General features: G+C 61.3%; 13 protein-coding genes. 12 read left to right on the top strand and 1 reads right to left on the bottom strand.

Annotated elements, in window-relative coordinates; translation table 11 throughout:
* Positions 1-164: 164 nt before the first annotated feature.
* The 6 genes from EC9_RS08245 (at position 165) to EC9_RS08220 (ending at position 9917) form a co-directional block, all read left to right on the top strand.
* On the top strand, positions 165-1286 hold the full coding sequence (locus tag EC9_RS08245; RefSeq protein WP_145283721.1) for a 3-oxoacyl-ACP synthase III: 1122 nt from the start codon (positions 165-167) through the stop codon (positions 1284-1286).
* Positions 1287-1342: 56 nt separating this feature from the next.
* On the top strand, positions 1343-2800 hold the full coding sequence (locus EC9_RS08240) for an anthranilate synthase component I family protein (RefSeq protein ID WP_145343961.1): 1458 nt from the start codon (positions 1343-1345) through the stop codon (positions 2798-2800).
* Between the two features lie 41 nt (positions 2801-2841).
* On the top strand, positions 2842-5466 hold the full coding sequence (locus EC9_RS08235) for a heavy metal translocating P-type ATPase (RefSeq protein ID WP_246106023.1): 2625 nt from the start codon (positions 2842-2844) through the stop codon (positions 5464-5466).
* A complete protein-coding gene (ccoS, locus tag EC9_RS08230) occupies positions 5463-5675 on the top strand; it encodes a cbb3-type cytochrome oxidase assembly protein CcoS (protein ID WP_145343959.1) in 213 nt (70 codons plus the stop codon). Before EC9_RS08235 ends, ccoS begins: the two co-directional genes overlap by 4 nt.
* Before the next feature lie 89 nt (positions 5676-5764).
* Positions 5765-7066, top strand: a complete 1302-nt coding sequence (locus EC9_RS08225) for a c-type cytochrome (protein WP_218934675.1) — start codon at positions 5765-5767, stop codon at positions 7064-7066.
* A 163-nt stretch (positions 7067-7229) separates the two neighbouring features.
* On the top strand, positions 7230-9917 hold the full coding sequence (locus EC9_RS08220; RefSeq protein WP_145343955.1) for a hypothetical protein: 2688 nt from the start codon (positions 7230-7232) through the stop codon (positions 9915-9917).
* 73 nt (positions 9918-9990) lie between these two features.
* Here the strand turns inward: EC9_RS08220 and EC9_RS08215 are convergent, their stop codons facing one another.
* Positions 9991-10482, bottom strand: coding sequence for a hypothetical protein (locus tag EC9_RS08215; RefSeq protein WP_145343953.1), 492 nt, complete (start codon positions 10480-10482; stop codon positions 9991-9993).
* A 300-nt stretch (positions 10483-10782) separates the two neighbouring features.
* Here EC9_RS08215 and EC9_RS08210 point away from each other — a divergent pair, with 300 nt between their 5' ends.
* The 6 genes from EC9_RS08210 to EC9_RS08185 all read left to right on the top strand — a co-directional run bounded on the left by EC9_RS08210 (position 10783) and on the right by EC9_RS08185 (position 17147).
* Positions 10783-11079, top strand: a complete 297-nt coding sequence (locus EC9_RS08210; RefSeq protein ID WP_145343951.1) for a hypothetical protein — start codon at positions 10783-10785, stop codon at positions 11077-11079.
* A gap of 233 nt (positions 11080-11312) precedes the next feature.
* Positions 11313-12821 carry a hypothetical protein gene (locus tag EC9_RS08205; protein WP_246106022.1) on the top strand — a complete coding sequence of 503 codons (1509 nt, stop codon included), beginning with the start codon at positions 11313-11315 and terminating at the stop codon, positions 12819-12821.
* A gap of 15 nt (positions 12822-12836) precedes the next feature.
* Positions 12837-13922, top strand: a complete 1086-nt coding sequence (locus EC9_RS08200) for a hypothetical protein (RefSeq protein ID WP_145343949.1) — start codon at positions 12837-12839, stop codon at positions 13920-13922.
* A gap of 156 nt (positions 13923-14078) precedes the next feature.
* Entirely contained in the window at positions 14079-14939 is an 861-nt protein-coding gene (hemQ, locus tag EC9_RS08195) for a hydrogen peroxide-dependent heme synthase (RefSeq protein WP_197453115.1), read from the top strand.
* Positions 14940-15024: 85 nt separating this feature from the next.
* Positions 15025-16203, top strand: coding sequence for a phosphorylase family protein (locus EC9_RS08190; RefSeq protein ID WP_246106021.1), 1179 nt, complete (start codon positions 15025-15027; stop codon positions 16201-16203).
* 203 nt (positions 16204-16406) lie between these two features.
* On the top strand, positions 16407-17147 hold the full coding sequence (locus EC9_RS08185) for an EF-hand domain-containing protein (RefSeq protein ID WP_145343947.1): 741 nt from the start codon (positions 16407-16409) through the stop codon (positions 17145-17147).
* The last annotated feature ends 221 nt before the right edge of the window (positions 17148-17368 follow it).

Raw genomic sequence — 17368 nt, 5'->3', positions numbered from 1 at the left:
ATGCGGTATCTTAGATTCCTTCACGGACGGATCTGTCGCCGTGCGCTTCGTTTGAGCGTCGGGATTACAGTTCTAATTCATCGTGAGACCAGCTTTTTCCGGGACCGATCCAGTTCGCCCCGGGCCTGATTCCGCCGCAACCCCCCCGCTCTACGAGGCTTCCATTGCAATTTGAAAACGTCTGCATCGAATCGCTGGGAGTCCATTTGCCCGAAGAAGTTTGGACTAGCGACGAGATCGAACGCCGCCTGGAACCGCTCTACAGCCGGCTGCGTCTGCCCGAAGGCCGCCTGGAATTGATGAGTTCGATCGCCCAGCGCCGCGTTTGGCCCGCCGGCACTCTGCCCAGCGGTCCGAGTATCGAGAGCTGCAAGTCGGCGATCTCCGCCGCCGGAATCGATCCAGCCCGCGTCGGATGCCTGATCCACGCCAGCGTCTGCCGCGACTTCCTCGAACCCGCCACGGCGTCGCGCGTCCATCACGGCGCTGGCCTTTCGCCAAACTGCTGGGTCTATGACGTCTCCAACGCCTGCCTCGGTCTGCTCAACGGGATCGTGCAGATCGCGACGCTGATCGAACAGGGTGCGATCGAAGCCGGTATCGTTGTCGGGACCGAGAACAGCCGCCCGCTGTTGGAAGCGACGATCAACAACCTGAACGCCGATGAATCGATCACGCGCAAGACGGTCAAACCGGCTTTCGCTTCGCTGACGATCGGCTCGGGCAGCTGTGCCGTGCTGCTGACCCACCGCCGGATCAGCCAATCGGGCTCGCGACTGGAGCACGCGGTTTCGCATGCCGCCACCGACGGACATAACCTCTGCCGCAGCGACACCGATTCAGCCGGTGCGAACATGGCGCCGTTGATGGATACCGATTCGGAACGTCTGTTGGCCGCGGGAGTTGCCGCCGGAGCCGCCGGGTTCGAGAAACTGCTTGCCGATGCCAAATGGGATCGCGCCGACATCGATCGAACGATCTGCCATCAAGTGGGCGGACGCCATCGCGCGCTGATGTTGGAAACGCTGAGTCTGCCCCCGGAAAATGACACCGCCGTCTTCCCATGGTTGGGCAACACCGGTTCGGTCGCGTTGCCGCTGGCGCTGGCCGCGGCTGGTCAATACCAACATGTTCAACCCGACCAACGAATTGGTCTGCTCGGCATCGGCTCGGGAATCAATTGTGTGATGCTGGGGTGCAAGTGGCAGGAGACGCGGGTCGCTGGCAATCTGCCAGCGGTTGAACCCGTGATGGGGCAAGAATCGTTGACTGCTGTCGAAGCTTGATTTCCCACCGCCAGCGAACGCCCGCGTCGCTGGTTCTCCCTACCGACTTGCTGTAGATGGTGATCCCCACGCCCGCCGACCTGCACCCCGCCACGCCCGACTTCACGTCGGCGGGGGATTGCCCGTTGGTCGCGCCTCTGCCGCCGCAAACCGATCTCCGCGAGGTCTTCCTGCGGCTGTGCCATCTGCCCCATTGCCTCTGGTTGGACAGCGCCAAACCGATGCCCGATCTGGGCCGGTATTCGTTCCTCACCGCCGATCCGATCGAAATCGTATCGGCCACCGACGACGACGCCGATCCGCTGGCCAAGCTGCAAAAATTCATCCCCTTGCTCAGCCAAGCTGCCGCGCCGGGGCTGCCTCCCTTCCAAGGAGGCCTCGCCGGCGTCCTGGGCTACGAACTGGGCCGATCGCTCGAACCGATCCCCGCACCGCGGTTCAACGACTTGCCGACACCGCCGCTCTGCGTGGGCCTTTACGATTGGACGATCGCCGTCGATCACCAACAGAACCGCGGCTGGATCATCAGCCAAGGCTGGCCCGAAACCGATCCCGATCGGCGACGCGTCGCCGCCGCGCGACGGATGCAGCAGATCCAATGGTGGTTGGGGTGCACGCCGACGGCGATGCCTCGACCGCCGCGATCCGCTCCGCGGGCACACGACGCGCTGGCGCCGCAGTTCCGCACGCCGATCGACCCTTCGCTGACCAGCAACTTCGCCCCCGGTGAATTTCGCACCGCAGTCGGCGACGTGATCGATTACATCCGCCGCGGCGATGCCTTCCAAGTCAACCTCGCCCAGCGATTGTTGTATCCCGACCAACACGGAGCGGTTGCCGCTTACCTGCGGATGCGATCGCGGAACGCCGCTCCGTTTGCCGGCTATTTTGACGGCGGTGATTGGCAAGTTGTCAGCGCTTCGCCGGAGCGGTTCCTGCAAATCGATGACCGCTTCGTCGAGACTCGACCGATCAAGGGAACCTGCCCGCGGACCGGCGACGCCGCGGTCGATCAACAGCTTGGGGCGCAACTGCTATCCAGTCTCAAGGACCGCGCCGAAAACGTGATGATTGTCGATCTGATGCGAAACGATCTGTCGCGAGTCTGCAACGACGATTCGATCGACGTCGCTGGGCTCTGCGAACTGGAACAATATGAATGCGTCCAGCACCTGGTCTCGCGCGTCCACGGCAGGCTGCGCGACGATGTCGACGTGGTCGATCTGTTGAGAGCCAGCTTTCCCGGCGGATCGATCACCGGAGCTCCGAAGGTCCGCGCGATGCAGATCATCGCCGAACTGGAACCGACAGCTCGCGGTCCCTATTGCGGATCGCTCGGCTACCTTTCGACCGGCGGCCGCGGCGACCTGAACATCTTGATCCGCACCGTCACCTGCCGCGACGGCTGGCTTCAGATGCCCGTCGGTGGCGGGATCACATCGCGCAGCAAACCGGAGCAAGAGGAACAGGAGACGTGGGACAAGGCCGAGGGGATGTTGCGGGCTGTCCTCTAATGAACGCGGATCTGCATAGTGAAAGGGATAAGGAAAAGGCGTTGAATACCAAAGCGTTCTCCAATTCGAACGCAGCTGAATTGCCAGCCGATTCGGCCGCCAGTGCCGACGAATCCGCTTGCCCGGCGATCGTCGAACTTCCCTGCGTCCATTGCGGACTGCCGACGCGAGTCCGCGCCGATGCCGATCCGCAGCGGATCTTCTGCTGCAACGGTTGCCACGGCGCGTACGACCTGATCAACGGCTGGGGCCTTTCCGATTTCTACGCCCTTCGCGATCAGATGACCTCCGCCGCGGCTCAAGGCGTCCCCGGCCAGCGGTCGCGATACGACGTCTTCGACCAGCCGGAATTCTTAGGCGATTCGGCTCCGAAGCCGCAATCGGGCGGTCTGCTTTCGACCGATCTAGCGCTCCACGGACTGCACTGCGGCGCATGTGCTTGGCTGATCGAAAACGCGGCGGCGCGGATCGACGGCTGGCAATTGGCCCGCGTCAAAATGAGCGATCATACGATCCGCATCGTCTTCGATCCGCAGCGGGTTCCGTTGAGCGAGATCGCTCGCACGATGGACCGCTTGGGCTACCAAGTCGCTCCGCTCACCAAACAGCTCGACGATCACTTCGCTCGCGAAAACCGGCGACTGCTGATCCAGATCGCGATCGCCGGCTTCTGTGCCGCCAACGCGATGTGGATCGCGATCGGTCTGTACGCCGGGGAAGCCTCGGGCGTCGCTGCCGATCATCGAATGTTTTTGAGAACGATCGGAACGGGATTGGGCCTTCTGGCAGTCGCGGTGCCCGGACGAACCTTCTTCCGCGGCGCGATGGCGTCGCTGCGAACACGCACACCTCATATGGATCTACCGGTCGCGCTAGGCCTCTCGGTCGGTTCGGTCGCCGGGCTGATCAACGCGATCACCGGCCGCGGCGACGTCTACTTCGACTCGCTGGCCGTGTTGGTTTTCTTTTTGTTGATCGGCCGCTGGATCCAGTTCCGCCAGCAGCATCGCGCCGCGCGCTCGGTCGATCTGCTGCTGCGGATCACGCCACGCCACGCCAGCCGGATCCTGGACGATGGCGAGACGCAGGCGGTCCTGGCCGACAACTTGCAGGCGGGCGACCGGATTCGCGTCGCCGCGGGTGAAAGCTTTCCAGCTGACGGAGAGATCATTGCTGGAGAGACGACGATCGACAGGTCGTTGTTGACGGGGGAGAGCCAGCCGATTCGCGCCGCGGTGGGCGAGACGGTCCTTGCCGGCACGGTGAACGTCACGCGTTCGATCGATGTCTGCGTCGAAGCGAGCGGCGATGCGAGCCGGATCGGGCGGGTGATGCAAGCCGTCGAAGCGGCCGCGGCCCGCAAGACGCCGATCGTTCAATTGGCCGATCGGATCGGCGGGATCTTTGTGATCGTGGTGACCACGTTGGCGCTCGTCGCGTTTGCGCTCAGTGCGCGCGACAATTGGCAACAGGGAGCGGCCAATGCCACGGCGCTGTTGATCGTCGCCTGTCCCTGCGCCTTGGCGTTGGCAACGCCACTGGCGATCGCGGTCTCGCTGGGCCGAGCCGCTCGGCGGAAGATCTTGATCCGCGACGGTAGCTCGCTGCAACAGCTGGCCGGAACCGGAACGATCTGGTTCGACAAAACCGGGACGCTGACCGAAGGACGATCGCGGGTCGTCGAAGTGATCGGTGATCGCGAGGGCTTAACAAGCGCCGCGGCGATCGAACGCGATGTCTGCCATCCGATCGCCGATGCGATCCTAGCGGCCGCCGATCTGCCCGACGACTTCGAAGGGGTGGCGGCAGCTGTCGAAGACAACTCGACCGCAGGAACTGACTCTTCCGATGAAGCAACCGCGCGAACGCAGATCGCGATCGGCGGCGTCTTGGGGGAACATCGCGGTGCCGCGATCGCGGCCGGAAGTCTGAAATTCATTCAGTCCCAGGGGATCGAAATCCCGGCTAAATTGTCGCAGGCAGCCGAGCGGTTGACCGCTCAAGGGACCACGGCGATCGTGGTCGCTCGCGACGCGATCGCGATCACCGTGCTGGGGATCGACGATCCGTTGAGAGCTGGCGCCGACGTGGCGATCGCGGAACTCAAGCGGGCCGGATGGCGAGTCGGCATCCTGTCGGGAGACCATCCCGGCGTCGTCCGCAGCGTTGCCGATCGCGTGGGTGTGCCGCAATCGCTGGCGATCGGCGGGCTTTCTCCCGAAAACAAACTGGACATTGTGTCGCATCACGGCCCGACCGATTCTGGCTCGGCGGATCATGCTCTCCCCGAACCAGCCCCGGGATTGCAGGTGATGATCGGCGATGGAGCCAACGACGCGGCAGCTTTGGCCGCGGCGGATGTCGGGATTGCGGTCCGTGGCGGAGCGGAAGTTAGTTTGCAAGCGGCGCCAATTTTCATCGCATCGGGTAGACTGGGAAGTGTTGTCGAACTGGTCCGCGGCGCCCGCCGAACCGCTCGGCTGATTCACATCACCTTTGCCGTTTCGCTAGGATACAACGTGATCGCTGTCGGCCTGGCGATGGCCGGACGGATCAGCCCGCTGGTCGCTGCGGTGTTGATGCCGTTGAGCAGTGTGAGCGTGTTGTCGTTGACGCTCGCTTCGCGCAGCTTCCGCGAACGAGATGAACCCGAGAGGACAAAATGAGCGTGTTGTTTGTCGCCTTGCCGCTGGCGCTTGCCCTGGGCGCAGCTGGCATGATCGCCTGCGTGTACTGCATCCGCGGCGGACAATACGACGACTTAGAAACCCCGGCGGTACGGATCTTGATCGACGACCGCGACACGCGCCCCCAGCCGACGAAGGCCGCGGAAAGCGATCTCGATCGACGCGGTTCCGCCGATCCCGATGGCTGATCCGGCGGCCACCAATGCCGACCTCCCCAAGACGAATCGGCATGGCAAACGATACAATACAACAGACCACCACATTACATAGGATCACCATGAAAACGACTACCTACGCATTGCTGCTGATCGGTTTGGCTGCTTTGACTGGCTGCGAAAAGCCTTATGTTGCGGAATTCGAACCGAACATGGTCTTGGCCGAACTGGTGTCGATGTCGGTCGAAGAGCCGATGGATCAAGCGTTGGCGGAAACGCAGACCGCGCTTACGCGATTGTTCGGGACTCCCGACGATCCGAAACTGCCCGACTTCCTTCTCGAGGATCCTGATCTCGGAACGCTGGTCAGCATGGATAATTTGGTCGCCGCATCGGGTTCGCCCAGCGAACAGGGCCGCGGGCTGTATCGCCAACATTGCTCGACCTGCCACGGCATCACCGGCAACGGTCGCGGCACGACCGCCGCACTGCTTGATCCCTATCCTCGCGACTATCGGATGGGGAAATACAAATTTAAGAGCACCCGCCGCGGTTCGAAGCCGCTGCGTGAAGATCTCCATTTTGCGATCACCCACGGACTCGACGGGACCGCGATGGTGGCGATCCCCGAACTGAATAAGAATCCCGAAGATGTCGAAGCGTTGATCGATTACGTGATGTATCTGACATGGCGTGGCGAAGTCGAACGGGCGCTGTTGGAAGAGGCGGAATTGATCGACTTTGCCGCTGGCGAAACGCTGTTCGACAACGCGATGGTCGACAAATATCTGCAGAAATACAAAGACGACTTCGATCCCGAAACGCTCACCGATGAAGCTCAAATCGAAGAGTACGAGATGTTCGCCGAGCAGTGGGAATTCATCCAGGACCTCACCTTTGGCGCCGTCGAGGGTTGGTTGGACGCCGAGGATGCAGTCGTCGAAGTCCCCGAACCCGAAGACGTTCCCGTACCGGCAACGATCGACGAGGTCGTGGCCGCGGCGAAGGCGCCGGGCGATTCGCCCTTGAAGCAATCGATCCAACGCGGCAAAGAGCTGTTCATCACCGAACGCGCTGCATGTGCCAAGTGCCACGGCCCCAAGGGCTGGGGCGACGGAACCAACAAAGACTACGACGACTGGACCAAAGACTGGACGTTGCAACGCGGTATCGATCCGACCGACGAAGCGGCTCAGATCCCATTGATCGCTCGCGGCGTCCTGCCACCACGACTGATCAAGGCTCGCGATTTCCGCCAGGGCTTGTACCGCGGCGGTGCCGATCCGGAGCTATTGTATCTGCGGATCGCCGCAGGCATCGACGGCACGCCAATGCCCGCTGCCAGTTTGGAACCGAACCAGATCTGGGACTTGGTCAACTACATCCGCTCGCTGCGTGAAGACGCGCCGATGTCGATCCAGTAGTCGCAGGCGTTGCGCTCCAGCGTAACGTCCCTGGGAATGCAAAACCGGACCGCGTGATCGCGTCCGGTTCGATGGGGCGCGTCGCACAACGCAAACAACCAATTTGCCGCGACGCGAAAACGGATTGTCCTGCTTCTCTCTTCGTCATGGAAAATTGAACGCGATGCATCATGCCAAGCTGTTTCTGTATCTCGTGGGGCTCTCGTATTGCCTGTCGAACCCTTGGTTCCCAACAACCGCAGTGGGGCAGGAAGTGATTGCGATCGCCGGCGAGACCTATGGCGTTGGATACGCTCGCGTTCAGTGGCCTCAGCCGGTCGAGGGGCTCTCGCGAGTCCTGGTCACTTCGCCACAAGGCCGTGTCCTTTATCCGACTGCCGAACCGGTAACCGTTACGGTACGCGATCCGATGCGGCTCGATCCCGCCCCGCGCGAACTGAAGTTCGGCCGCGGTAAGATCCTCGAACGACTGGGCCAAGTCGTCAAAGCGGCGGTCACCGCCGACGAAAGAGAACAGGTCACCGGCTACGAAATCTGGTTCCTGTTCCAAGGGGACAGCCCGTTTGAATTGCAGATCTCCGGCCCCGCAGTCGCCACGATTCCGATCGTCCCGGTCGCCGCCAGCCCCGAGGACCAACGGGCGGCGATGCTGCAGTGGTGGCAGACCTACCAAGACCAAGCCGAAGGGCAGATCGCCGCGGCTCCCTTCCTCCCCGTCGCCGACGCCTACCTGCTCTCCTATCTCTCCCGCCGACTCGACCTGCCAGCACCGGCGTCGCTGTCGCGGATGCGTTTGGAAAAACCACCCGCTGCGATCGCGATGATGGCCGATTCGGCTGTCCTGCAGCGAATCGCGCTGGCCAATGTTCTGCGCGGCAACTCGACCGAAGAGTCCGAAGTCCTCACCGATCTGCCGGCCGCTGCCGCCCCGCCGGAGATCGATCCGCTGGACGACGACGATGTCCCGGCGGAGATCGAACCAATCGCGCGGATGGTTCCGCCGGAGTGCTTTTATCTGCGGTTCGGCAGCTTTTCGAATTTCCTGTGGTTTCAAAAGCTGGCTCAAGAACATGACGGCGACATCAAGAACATGGTCGCTCGGCCGATCCTGGATCGCCGCAGCAGCCAGCGAATCGAAGAGCTATTAAATGTCCGCTACAACCAGCTGGCCGATCTGTTTGGCGACGCCCTGATCGGCGACGTCGCCGTCATCGGCAACGACCTGTTAATAGACGATGGACCTTCGATCGGCGTGCTGCTGCAAGCGAAGAACGCCTTCCTGTTGTCGACGTTTCTGGAAAAAGACCGCCGCGCGACCGAGGCGCAGTTCGACGATTGCACGCTGGAAACGAAAACGATCGAAGGGATCGAGGTCTCGTTGCTGTCGACTCCCGACAATCGAGTCCGTTCGTTTTGGGTCTCCAACGGGAACTGGATGTTCGTGACCAGCAGCGAGCATTTGGCGGGGCGGTTCATCGCCGCCCGCAAATCGCGAACGACGCTCGCCGCAACCGATGAGTTCCAACAGTTCCGCAAACAGTATCCCAACGCCAAAACCGCCCCGATCACGTTTTATCTGTCGGGGCGATTCTTGAGTCGCCTCTACACGCCACAGTTTCAAATCGAACTGCAGCGTCGCAGCCACGCTGCCGCCGAGATGGCGGTGCTGGTCGCCGCCCGCGCGACTGCCGCAAACGAAGGCAAAACGCTGGAGTTGCCTGAAGATCTGATCGCCGCGGGCTACCTTCCGGAGGGCTTTGGCCGGCGAGCCGATCGCAGCGGATTGATCCTGACGCCCGACGGGATGCTCGATTCGCGACGCGGCGGTCGGCAGACGCTGCTGCCGATCGACGACACCACGATCGACAAGATCACTCCGGCCGAGCGCGTCTGGCAAGACCAGATCAACCGCTCACGAACCGATCAACCGGGGCTGTTGGAACCGGTCTTCATCCAGATCGCGCGGGCAACTGCCGATTCAAAATCACCGGGGCAAGAGCGATTGCAGATCGCACTGGACATCTCGCCAGGACTGTTGGGCAAACAGGCTTGGCTAGTCGATCAACTGGGGCCAGCGACCGATATCGGCGTCCAGTTTTCGAAGTCCGATCTGGTTTCCTTCTACGCCAACGTGCACAGCGACAAATTGAACGGATCGATTCCGCCTCATTATCTGTTTGGTGGAATCAAGGATTGCCGGCCGGCACCGCTGGAGAAGTTCGAATCGCCGATCGATCGCATCTTTGCATTCTCGACGATCCGCGGCTACCTGGCCGCTTGGCCCGATCCCGGCCTGATCGACCGCTTGCCGCTGGGACTCGGACGCGGCAGCCCCGTCGGCCCCAACATGACGCGGCTTGTCGGTGGCGCGTACCGTTATCAATCCGAACGCGTCAGCCTGTTGTCGTTCAACCGCGAGGTGCTGGTCGAGAGCATTCCCGATCTGGCGGTGCTCGACAAACAACCGCTGCGACGAGCCCAACTGACAATCGCCGACCTCTCGCAGACCGATCTTGGCCAATGGGTCAGCGAGACGCTGCTGGAATCCGAACAAAAGAAATCGCAAGCCGGCTGCGACCTGCTGTCGCGACTCACCGAGCAACTGGGAATCGACGCCACGTCGACGCTACCGTTCGCCGAGGAACTGCTTGGGGCGGCGATGCAGTGTCCGCTGCACGGCGAATACCACTGCCGCGACGATGGACACTGGTGCTCCTCGGCGACCGAAGCCGACGCGCCGCAAACCGCCGCTGTGATGAACTGGTTCCGCGGGTTGGAAGCTTCGGTCGACGTCGTCGATGAACGCTTGCTGATCGATCTGGAAGTCGACGTCAAACGAGCGGCAAAATAAGAGACGCCCGCTGACTCGATCGGATATTGCCGACGCGAATCGCAGCGGCTTAAATTTTGCTCGTCCAGCCGCTTTATTCGGCTACCGCTGTGGGAGCTTGCGCCGCCGCGGGTGGTTGCGGGCCGCGAACTTTGACGAAGCCGGAAATCGTGACGACGATCAACGCACAGATCAGCAGGACCTTCAGCCAAAGTGTTCGCTTGCGGCGGATCGGTTCCAGTTTCGCAGAGCGTCCGACCAAGGCGGCGGCGATAAAAAAGATCACCAGCGCGATCAACATCTTCGTCCCCAACAGGGCATGATACAGCCCGTCCCCTTTGTGCGACGGGATCGCGCGGTAGTAATTGTACAGGCCGCTGATCAAAAACAGCGTCACCCCGATGTGGACAAACCGCTTCCAACGCGCGATCAGCCCCGTTCGCAGACGGGCGTGCTCTTCGTCGGACAGATTCTGCGCGGCTGGGATCAGGACCAGCAGCATAAAAGCGCTGCCGCCGACCAACGTGATCGCCGTGGCAACGTGGATCACGCGGGAGAGGGTGTCGATCAAAAGTTGAGTGTCCATCGAGCAAATCGTTTCGTTGAGTGTTTCAAATAACGTTTAAACCGCTTCGGCGGGGGCGGCATGGTTCGGATGTTTCGTAGGCATCTTATTCACTATCGCAATTCGCAGCGGCTTGGTAACTTCAAGGCATCCAAGTTATTAAACCTTTCCGGTTATCCGCCAATGGGGCGTTGACTCCGCTCCATTCCTCCGGAGTTCGAGACTGCCGTTCCGCCACAAGCTTCCCATTTTAACGGTTCGGCAACGAACCACGGGAACCTTCTCTTGCGGCTAGACGACAAAAAATAAGAGGCTGTACCGATGTCGATCGCAATCCAATGCCGATCTTGCAAAAATCAATTGCAAGTGACGCTCAAACAGGCGGGCAAACGCGTCCGCTGTCCCGGTTGTCAAGAAACCGTCAACGTCCCCTACGAGGCGGATCTGGAAGAGATCCAGCGAGCTGCCGAGGCGGCGATTGCGGGATCGACCGAGAAGATCAAAATTCGCTGCCCCGGCTGTAAGAAGGTCTTGCAGATCTCCGCAGCCAGCGCCGGTAAAGCTGTCAAATGCCCGGGCTGCACCAAGATCTTTAAAGTCCCTGCCGCCAAGGCGTAAAAGATCGACCTGATCGTCCGTGCTGCCTACGACCGGCACCAAAATGTATAAAGTCCCCGCCGCCAAGGCGTAGCATTTGGCAGCGTCGTCGTGCGACGCGGGCTCTTGTCCACGCAACGCCTCGCCCCGCGGAACCATTGACCACCGGAGAAATTTGCTCGACAGCGGCCGCTGGATCGGACAAACTGTGGATCTCTTGCCTTTCCTATCCCACCTCCGCTCAAGGCCCGCCAATGTTTCGACATCTTGCCCTCTGCTGCCTGTTCTCTTTCACCCTGACGATTTACTCCGCCGCCGAGCTTCGAGCGGCGGAACTGACCGCGGGAGTTGCCAAGGTCGACATCACCGACATGCAGGCTGGGCCGGTCAACGATCGGTCGTATGTACGAGCGTTGGTGATCAGCGACGGGACAACGACCGCCGCGATCGTGACAGTCGATGCCGTGGCGATCGGCGAGATTGGCCGGATCGACAACGAATATCTCGGCAAGGTCCGCGGCGAGGTCGAAAAGACGCTTGGCATTTCTCCGGCCAACGTGATGATCAACGCCAGCCATTGCCACAGCGTTGTCCGGACCGACGTCGACGAATTGACGGTCCAGGCGATTTCGCAAGCTGCTGCCAAGATGGTCCCGGTCCAAGTCGGCGTTGGCGTCGGCCACGAGGATCGGATCATGGAGAACCGTCGGCTGCAGTTGGCCGATGGCCGGCAGATCGATGTCCGCCACGCCTACTCCTTGCCGCCCGATGAAGCGGTTGCCGCTGTCGGCCCGATCGATCCGCAGATCGGTGTGCTGCGAGTCGACACGACCGAAGGGGATACGTTGGCGATCGTCTACAACTTTGCTTGCCATCCGATCCAAGGCGTCCCCGGCGGCGCGAACACCGCCGACATGACCGGCTATGCGTCCGATGTGATCGAACAAAACATGAGCGACGGAACGGTCGCGTTGTTTGTCCAAGGCTGCGCCGGCGACATCAATCCGATCGACTACAAAGATGTCGATCATCCGCGACACGCCCAAACGCTCGGCAATCTGCTGGGACTCAGCACGCTGCAGGCGGCTCGCAAGATCGAAACGAGCCCCGACGCCACGCTGCGCGTTGTCAATGAAACGCTGCCGTTGCCGCGAGCCGATCTGGCGCAGCGGATCATCGAAATGGAAGCCGAACGCGAGAAATTGGTCAATTCGCTGACCGGTACCAGTCTGAACCTGAAGACGTTTTTGCCGCTGGTCGTGAAGTATCGACTGTCCGAAGAATTCCCCTCCTATTATTCGCATCGCTATCTGCACGACAAATCGCTCGGTCGCAGCGACCTACGCCATTTGGACATCGAGAACCGCAAGAACATGGCTCGCTACATCGACAACATCCACACGATGGAACAGATCACCCGAGTCAACACAAACATTCGTCTGCTGCGGAAACATCAGGCCGATCTAGTCGACGGCGGCAAGCGGATGATCGATGTCGAACTGGTCGGGCTGCGCGTCGGCGATTTTGTGCTGACGACGTTCCCCGGCGAACTGACCGTTCAGATCGGCAAGAACATCAAACAAGCTTCGCCGCACGAGCACACCTTTGTCGCCGGGTACACCAACGGCTACATTTATTACGCCCCCACCGCCGACCAATTGCGGAACGTGGGGAATGCGCAAGAGGACAGCGATTGCGTGTTGGCTCCCGCGTGGCAAGCGATCTACGAAGCCAAAGCGGCGCAGATTCTCAGCAAACTGTAACAGGACGATCGATCGATGCATCTGGATACCAACCGTTCGCTGCTGGGCGACTTGCACTTGGCGCCACCGCCAACAGGTCCGCGGTCGACAAGCGATCGCGAGGTGCCGGCATCGGAAGTCCGTCGCGCTCACGGCCCGGCGATCCCGCTGCGGTGTCCGCTGTTTGCTTACGATCTTCCCTGGGCGCTTTTGCCACCGACGACCTGTGCTCTGTTGGCTCGCGAGCTGACCGAAAGCGCTGTAGTGACCAGCCTGTTGGATCTGGATGTCGATGAAGATCGGCCGGCCGATCTGGTGATGTGCCCCTATCGTCCCGAACGTTATGGCGTCACGATCGACGATCTGTCGCGAGCCGCGTTTGTCGATTTGCGTTTGAACAGCGAGGTCGGCGATGGCAGCGTCTATACGATGGATCAATTGCGGCGGTGGGATCACCGCGCCGATTCGCTGCCCGATTCAACAGTCATCACCGGATCGCGTTGGCCCGCCGACGTCGCCAGCCCCGACAAGCTGGGCCGCAAAATTGAACAACTGAGGGCACTCGCGCCGCAGGCGGCGATCTTCGTCGCGATCAGCCCATTCCATCTGCAGCAAGACCTGCCCAACCTGCTGGCCGCTCGCCCCGACGGGATCGTGCTGCGGTTCGATCTCGATCCGACATCCCCCAGCGTCGGCAACCTGATCGCCGCGCAAACCGCTGCCTGTCGACGGATGATCGACGCCAGCGAAGCCGCCGGGATCGCACTCTGGGTTTCCGCACCGACCACGTCGCCGCTGGACCTTGTCAAACTGTTGGCCCTGGGGGCTTCGGCGGTCAGCATCGATTATCTCGTATTGCACAACTGGCCCGCCGCCGATCCGGCACCGGCAGCCGGCGCCCCTCACGCCAGTTATGCCCACGCGTCGGCGCTCGGGCATCCGTCGGCTGGCACGGCGACCGCAACGCGGATGATCTCGCCAATCATCGACACGCTGCTAAACGAAGCGCTGACCTACGTCCACGGTTTGGGCGTGGCTCATTATTCTCAACTCAGGCCACACATGTTGGCCTGCATCGATCCGACGCTCGCCAAGCGAACCGGAGCGATGTTGGTCGAATAAATCGTCGGCGAGCGACAGGACGAATCGCGATCCGCCACGCGACCAGCCGCTTTGCCGCAAACCGCCTCCGCCGGTATACTCAGCGGTAGACTCTGGGTCAGCCGGCGACGGCTCATCTGCCCACCACGCCTTTCCATCCACCACCAGACGAAGCTCATGAACCAACCTGCTGGACGTCCCCACGCCGCCTCGCAAAGCCTGCCCGAACCAAGTCGCACGCCATCCGAAGGGCTCCACTGCTCGCACTTCATGTATCGCTTCCGACGCGATGTTTTGGCCGGTCTGTCGGCGCGACGGCTCCGCGACGGCATGCGTCAATTCCTGGCGGCTGTCGATCCAGCCGAAGCGACGCGGCCAGAGAAGCTGCAGCGATATATCATCAGCGGTCACAAAGCCGACTTTGCCTTGATGATGATGGACGCCGATCCGCTCAAGATCGACGCGGTTCACCAAGCGGTCGTGTCGGGCCCGTTGGGAGCTGCGGTCGAGGCGACTTGGTCGTTTGTTTCGATGAGCGAGATCTCCGAATACGTCCCCTCGGTCCCGCAGTATCGCGAGAAATTGATCCGCGAAGGGAACGCCCCCGATTCGCCCGAACTGGCCGCCAAGGTCGCCGCGTACGAGCGTCGTCTGCCGATGATGAATCAACAGCGGCTGTCACCCGATATCCCCGATTGGCCCGCCGCCTGTTTCTATCCGATGAACAAATCCCGCGTGCCGGGAGCGAACTGGTTTATGGAATCGTCGTCGCTGCGGCAGACACTGATGGCCGAACACGCTCAGAGCGGGATGGCGTTCGCCGGCCGCGTGTCGCAATTGATCACCGTTGGCGTCGGCCTGGACGACTGGGAATGGATGGTCACGCTGTGGGGCCGCAATCCCGAACATCTCAAAGAGATCGTCTACCGCATGCGGTTCGATCAAGCGAGTGCCAAGTACGGCGAGTTTGGCCCGTTTTACGTCGGCTATTCCGCCACCGGTGAAGAGATCCTCGACCACTGTCGAATCAACGTTTGATCGACGCCCGCCTCGCCAGCGGATCGAATCGCCGATCGGCAGCACCCAATGATTCGTCGCCGATTAAGGGCCCTGGAGAATCGTCGTGTCCGAGACCATGCAAATTTTGCCCGGCCAGTCGCAGGCCGATCTGGATCATCAGATCGAAGCCGCCTGTGCGTTGATGGAGCGGCATTATGCGTCGGGAGTCTATTCGAAGCTCACCGTCGTCCGCAGTTGGTCGAAGCACAATCCTACGATCTCCGGTTCGATCGCGCGGCCTTCCGCCTTTCGCTGGTATCTGCGCCGCGAACTGACCAAGCTGGCGCAGCGCGGGGCACAACTGCACGTCGCACCGTCACGGGCAAGAGTCGACTTGAACGCGCCCAAGCTGCTGCAATTGATCGACGAGAGCGACTTTGACCACACGCGGAAGAAGGTCTTCCTGTTTGGGCCCGAGCGAGCCGAACTGTCGATCCAACGGCTGGAACATTACACCGGCACGCAGGTCGAAGACTTTCAACGCTATGTGCTGTTGACCAATTACCAAATGCATATGAATGCATTTATCGAAGCCTATCCCGATTGCATCCGTCCGCAGCGTACCGATGTGCAGATGCCGGCGCTGCATCAACGGACTGTCAACAACGACGGCGTTACAATCATCAACATCGGCGTTGGACCTAGCAACGCGAAGAACCTGACCGACCATATCGCCGTGCTGCGGCCCGACGCGATGCTGATGGTCGGCCATTGCGCGGGGATCCGAAATCACCAAGAGATCGGCGACTTTGTGCTCGGTTCGGGTTACATGCGAGCCGATCGGTTGTTGGACCAGACGCTGCCGACCAGCGTCCCGCTGTCGCCCAACTTTGTCTTGAATCGCAACCTAGCCCGCGTCCTCGACGAACGCAAGCTTCCCTACCGATTTGGCGTCGTCTACACGACGATCGATCGCAACTGGGAACTGACGCTGCGAGGGACGTTAGCCGATCTGCGAGCCAGTCGCAGCATCGCGGTCGATATGGAATCAGCCACCGTCGCCGCCAACGGCTTCCGCTATCGAATACCCTCGGCGACGCTGCTGTGCGTTTCCGATAAACCGCTGCACGGCAAACCGAAACTGGCCGCCGAAGCGCTCGAATTCTACAAGAAGACGAAGAGTCAGCATCTGGCGGTCGCAATCGCCGCGATCGAGCTGGCCAAACAAGAATTCCCCGGCGGATTTCCCAACAGCGACATCCGCGCGATGGACGAACCGCTGCTGGGCGGCCCCGAAACGTAGACCGCACCGCGTCGGAACCCGATCTCGTGACGAAGCGTTTCCGAGGGCGGAAGCTGGAAATTCAATCGCCAAAATTTTTGCGAAACGTTCGCCTCCCTCTGGGGTTATATTCAGAGTACTGAGGACGGGTCGATCGCCGATCGCCTGAAAACTGCTCGGTACTCGAAAGATCTCTTCTTGAAATTCAGCCCCGAGTCAAAAAAATGCGTTACCGTCATTTCGCCGCCACCGCGGCGCTACTGGTCTCTGTAGGTGTTTCCGCTGGCATCGCTGTTGCCCAGGATGGGCCAGGCGATGGCGATCGTCCGCGTCCCCGCGATGGCGGACCTCGCGATGGTGGTCCGCGAGACAGAGGCCCACGCGACGGAGCTCCACGCCTGCCGCCGATCCCCATCCTGGAAGCGCTCGATAGCAACGGCGATGGCATGCTCGACGCGACCGAGATCGAACAGGCAGCGAAAGCGCTCAAGTCGCTCGATCACGACAACGACGGTGTGCTGTCGTTTCAAGAAATGATGCCCGCGCCGCGTGGCGATCGCGGTCCCGGTGGCCCTCAAGGTCGTGGCGATCGTCCTGAAATGCGCGACGGACAAGGTCGTCCCGATGGCGAAGGGCGTCCGCGACGCCCCGATGGTGAGGGAAGGCGGCCTCGCCCTGAAGGAGAAGGCAATCGCCGCGGCGGGAATCCCGAACAGTTTGTCGAGCGGATCATGAAGCTGGACAAAGATGGCGACGGAAAACTGAGTGGCGAAGAGCTGCCAGAACGGATGCGGGCGATGCTGAGTCGCGCCGATGTCGACGGCGACGATGCTTTGAGCAAAGAGGAACTGATGAAGATGGCTGAGCGTCGCGGTCGCCAAGGTGGCGGTGAAGGCCGCCGTCGTCCCGATGGGGAGAAGCCAACCGAAGGAGGCGAACGTCCTCGCCGTCCGCCAGCGGAATAGCCTCTTCTTGCCGCCGCCCCTGCGGTGGAGATTTCGTTCACCTCGCCAATGCCCGCGGTTGTTCCAATCGCGGGCATTTTGCGTTTCGCATCCATCCACCCGCACGGAAATCCATCCGCAACCGCGTGAAGGGGAAGAAGGCGAAGTGCGTTTCCCAATCACGCGCTGCGGTTAAAAAAACTTGTCGAATCGGGGGACGGTTTTGCTTCGATTCGGTGTTT

The sequence above is a fragment of the Rosistilla ulvae genome (assembly GCF_007741475.1).
Classification (GTDB): Bacteria; Planctomycetota; Planctomycetia; order Pirellulales; family Pirellulaceae; genus Rosistilla; species Rosistilla ulvae.
This window is presented reverse-complemented; position numbering and strand designations above follow the sequence as displayed.

Coding starts and splice junctions, on each gene's coding strand:
- EC9_RS08240 (WP_145343961.1), top strand. CDS start 1,343: ATGGTGATCCCCACGCCCGCCGACCTGCACCCCGCCACGCCCGACTTC.
- ccoS (WP_145343959.1), top strand. CDS start 5,463: ATGAGCGTGTTGTTTGTCGCCTTGCCGCTGGCGCTTGCCCTGGGCGCA.
- EC9_RS08225 (WP_218934675.1), top strand. CDS start 5,765: ATGAAAACGACTACCTACGCATTGCTGCTGATCGGTTTGGCTGCTTTG.
- EC9_RS08220 (WP_145343955.1), top strand. CDS start 7,230: ATGCATCATGCCAAGCTGTTTCTGTATCTCGTGGGGCTCTCGTATTGC.
- EC9_RS08215 (WP_145343953.1), bottom strand. CDS start 10,482: ATGGACACTCAACTTTTGATCGACACCCTCTCCCGCGTGATCCACGTT.
- EC9_RS08210 (WP_145343951.1), top strand. CDS start 10,783: ATGTCGATCGCAATCCAATGCCGATCTTGCAAAAATCAATTGCAAGTG.
- EC9_RS08205 (WP_246106022.1), top strand. CDS start 11,313: ATGTTTCGACATCTTGCCCTCTGCTGCCTGTTCTCTTTCACCCTGACG.
- EC9_RS08200 (WP_145343949.1), top strand. CDS start 12,837: ATGCATCTGGATACCAACCGTTCGCTGCTGGGCGACTTGCACTTGGCG.
- hemQ (WP_197453115.1), top strand. CDS start 14,079: ATGAACCAACCTGCTGGACGTCCCCACGCCGCCTCGCAAAGCCTGCCC.
- EC9_RS08185 (WP_145343947.1), top strand. CDS start 16,407: ATGCGTTACCGTCATTTCGCCGCCACCGCGGCGCTACTGGTCTCTGTA.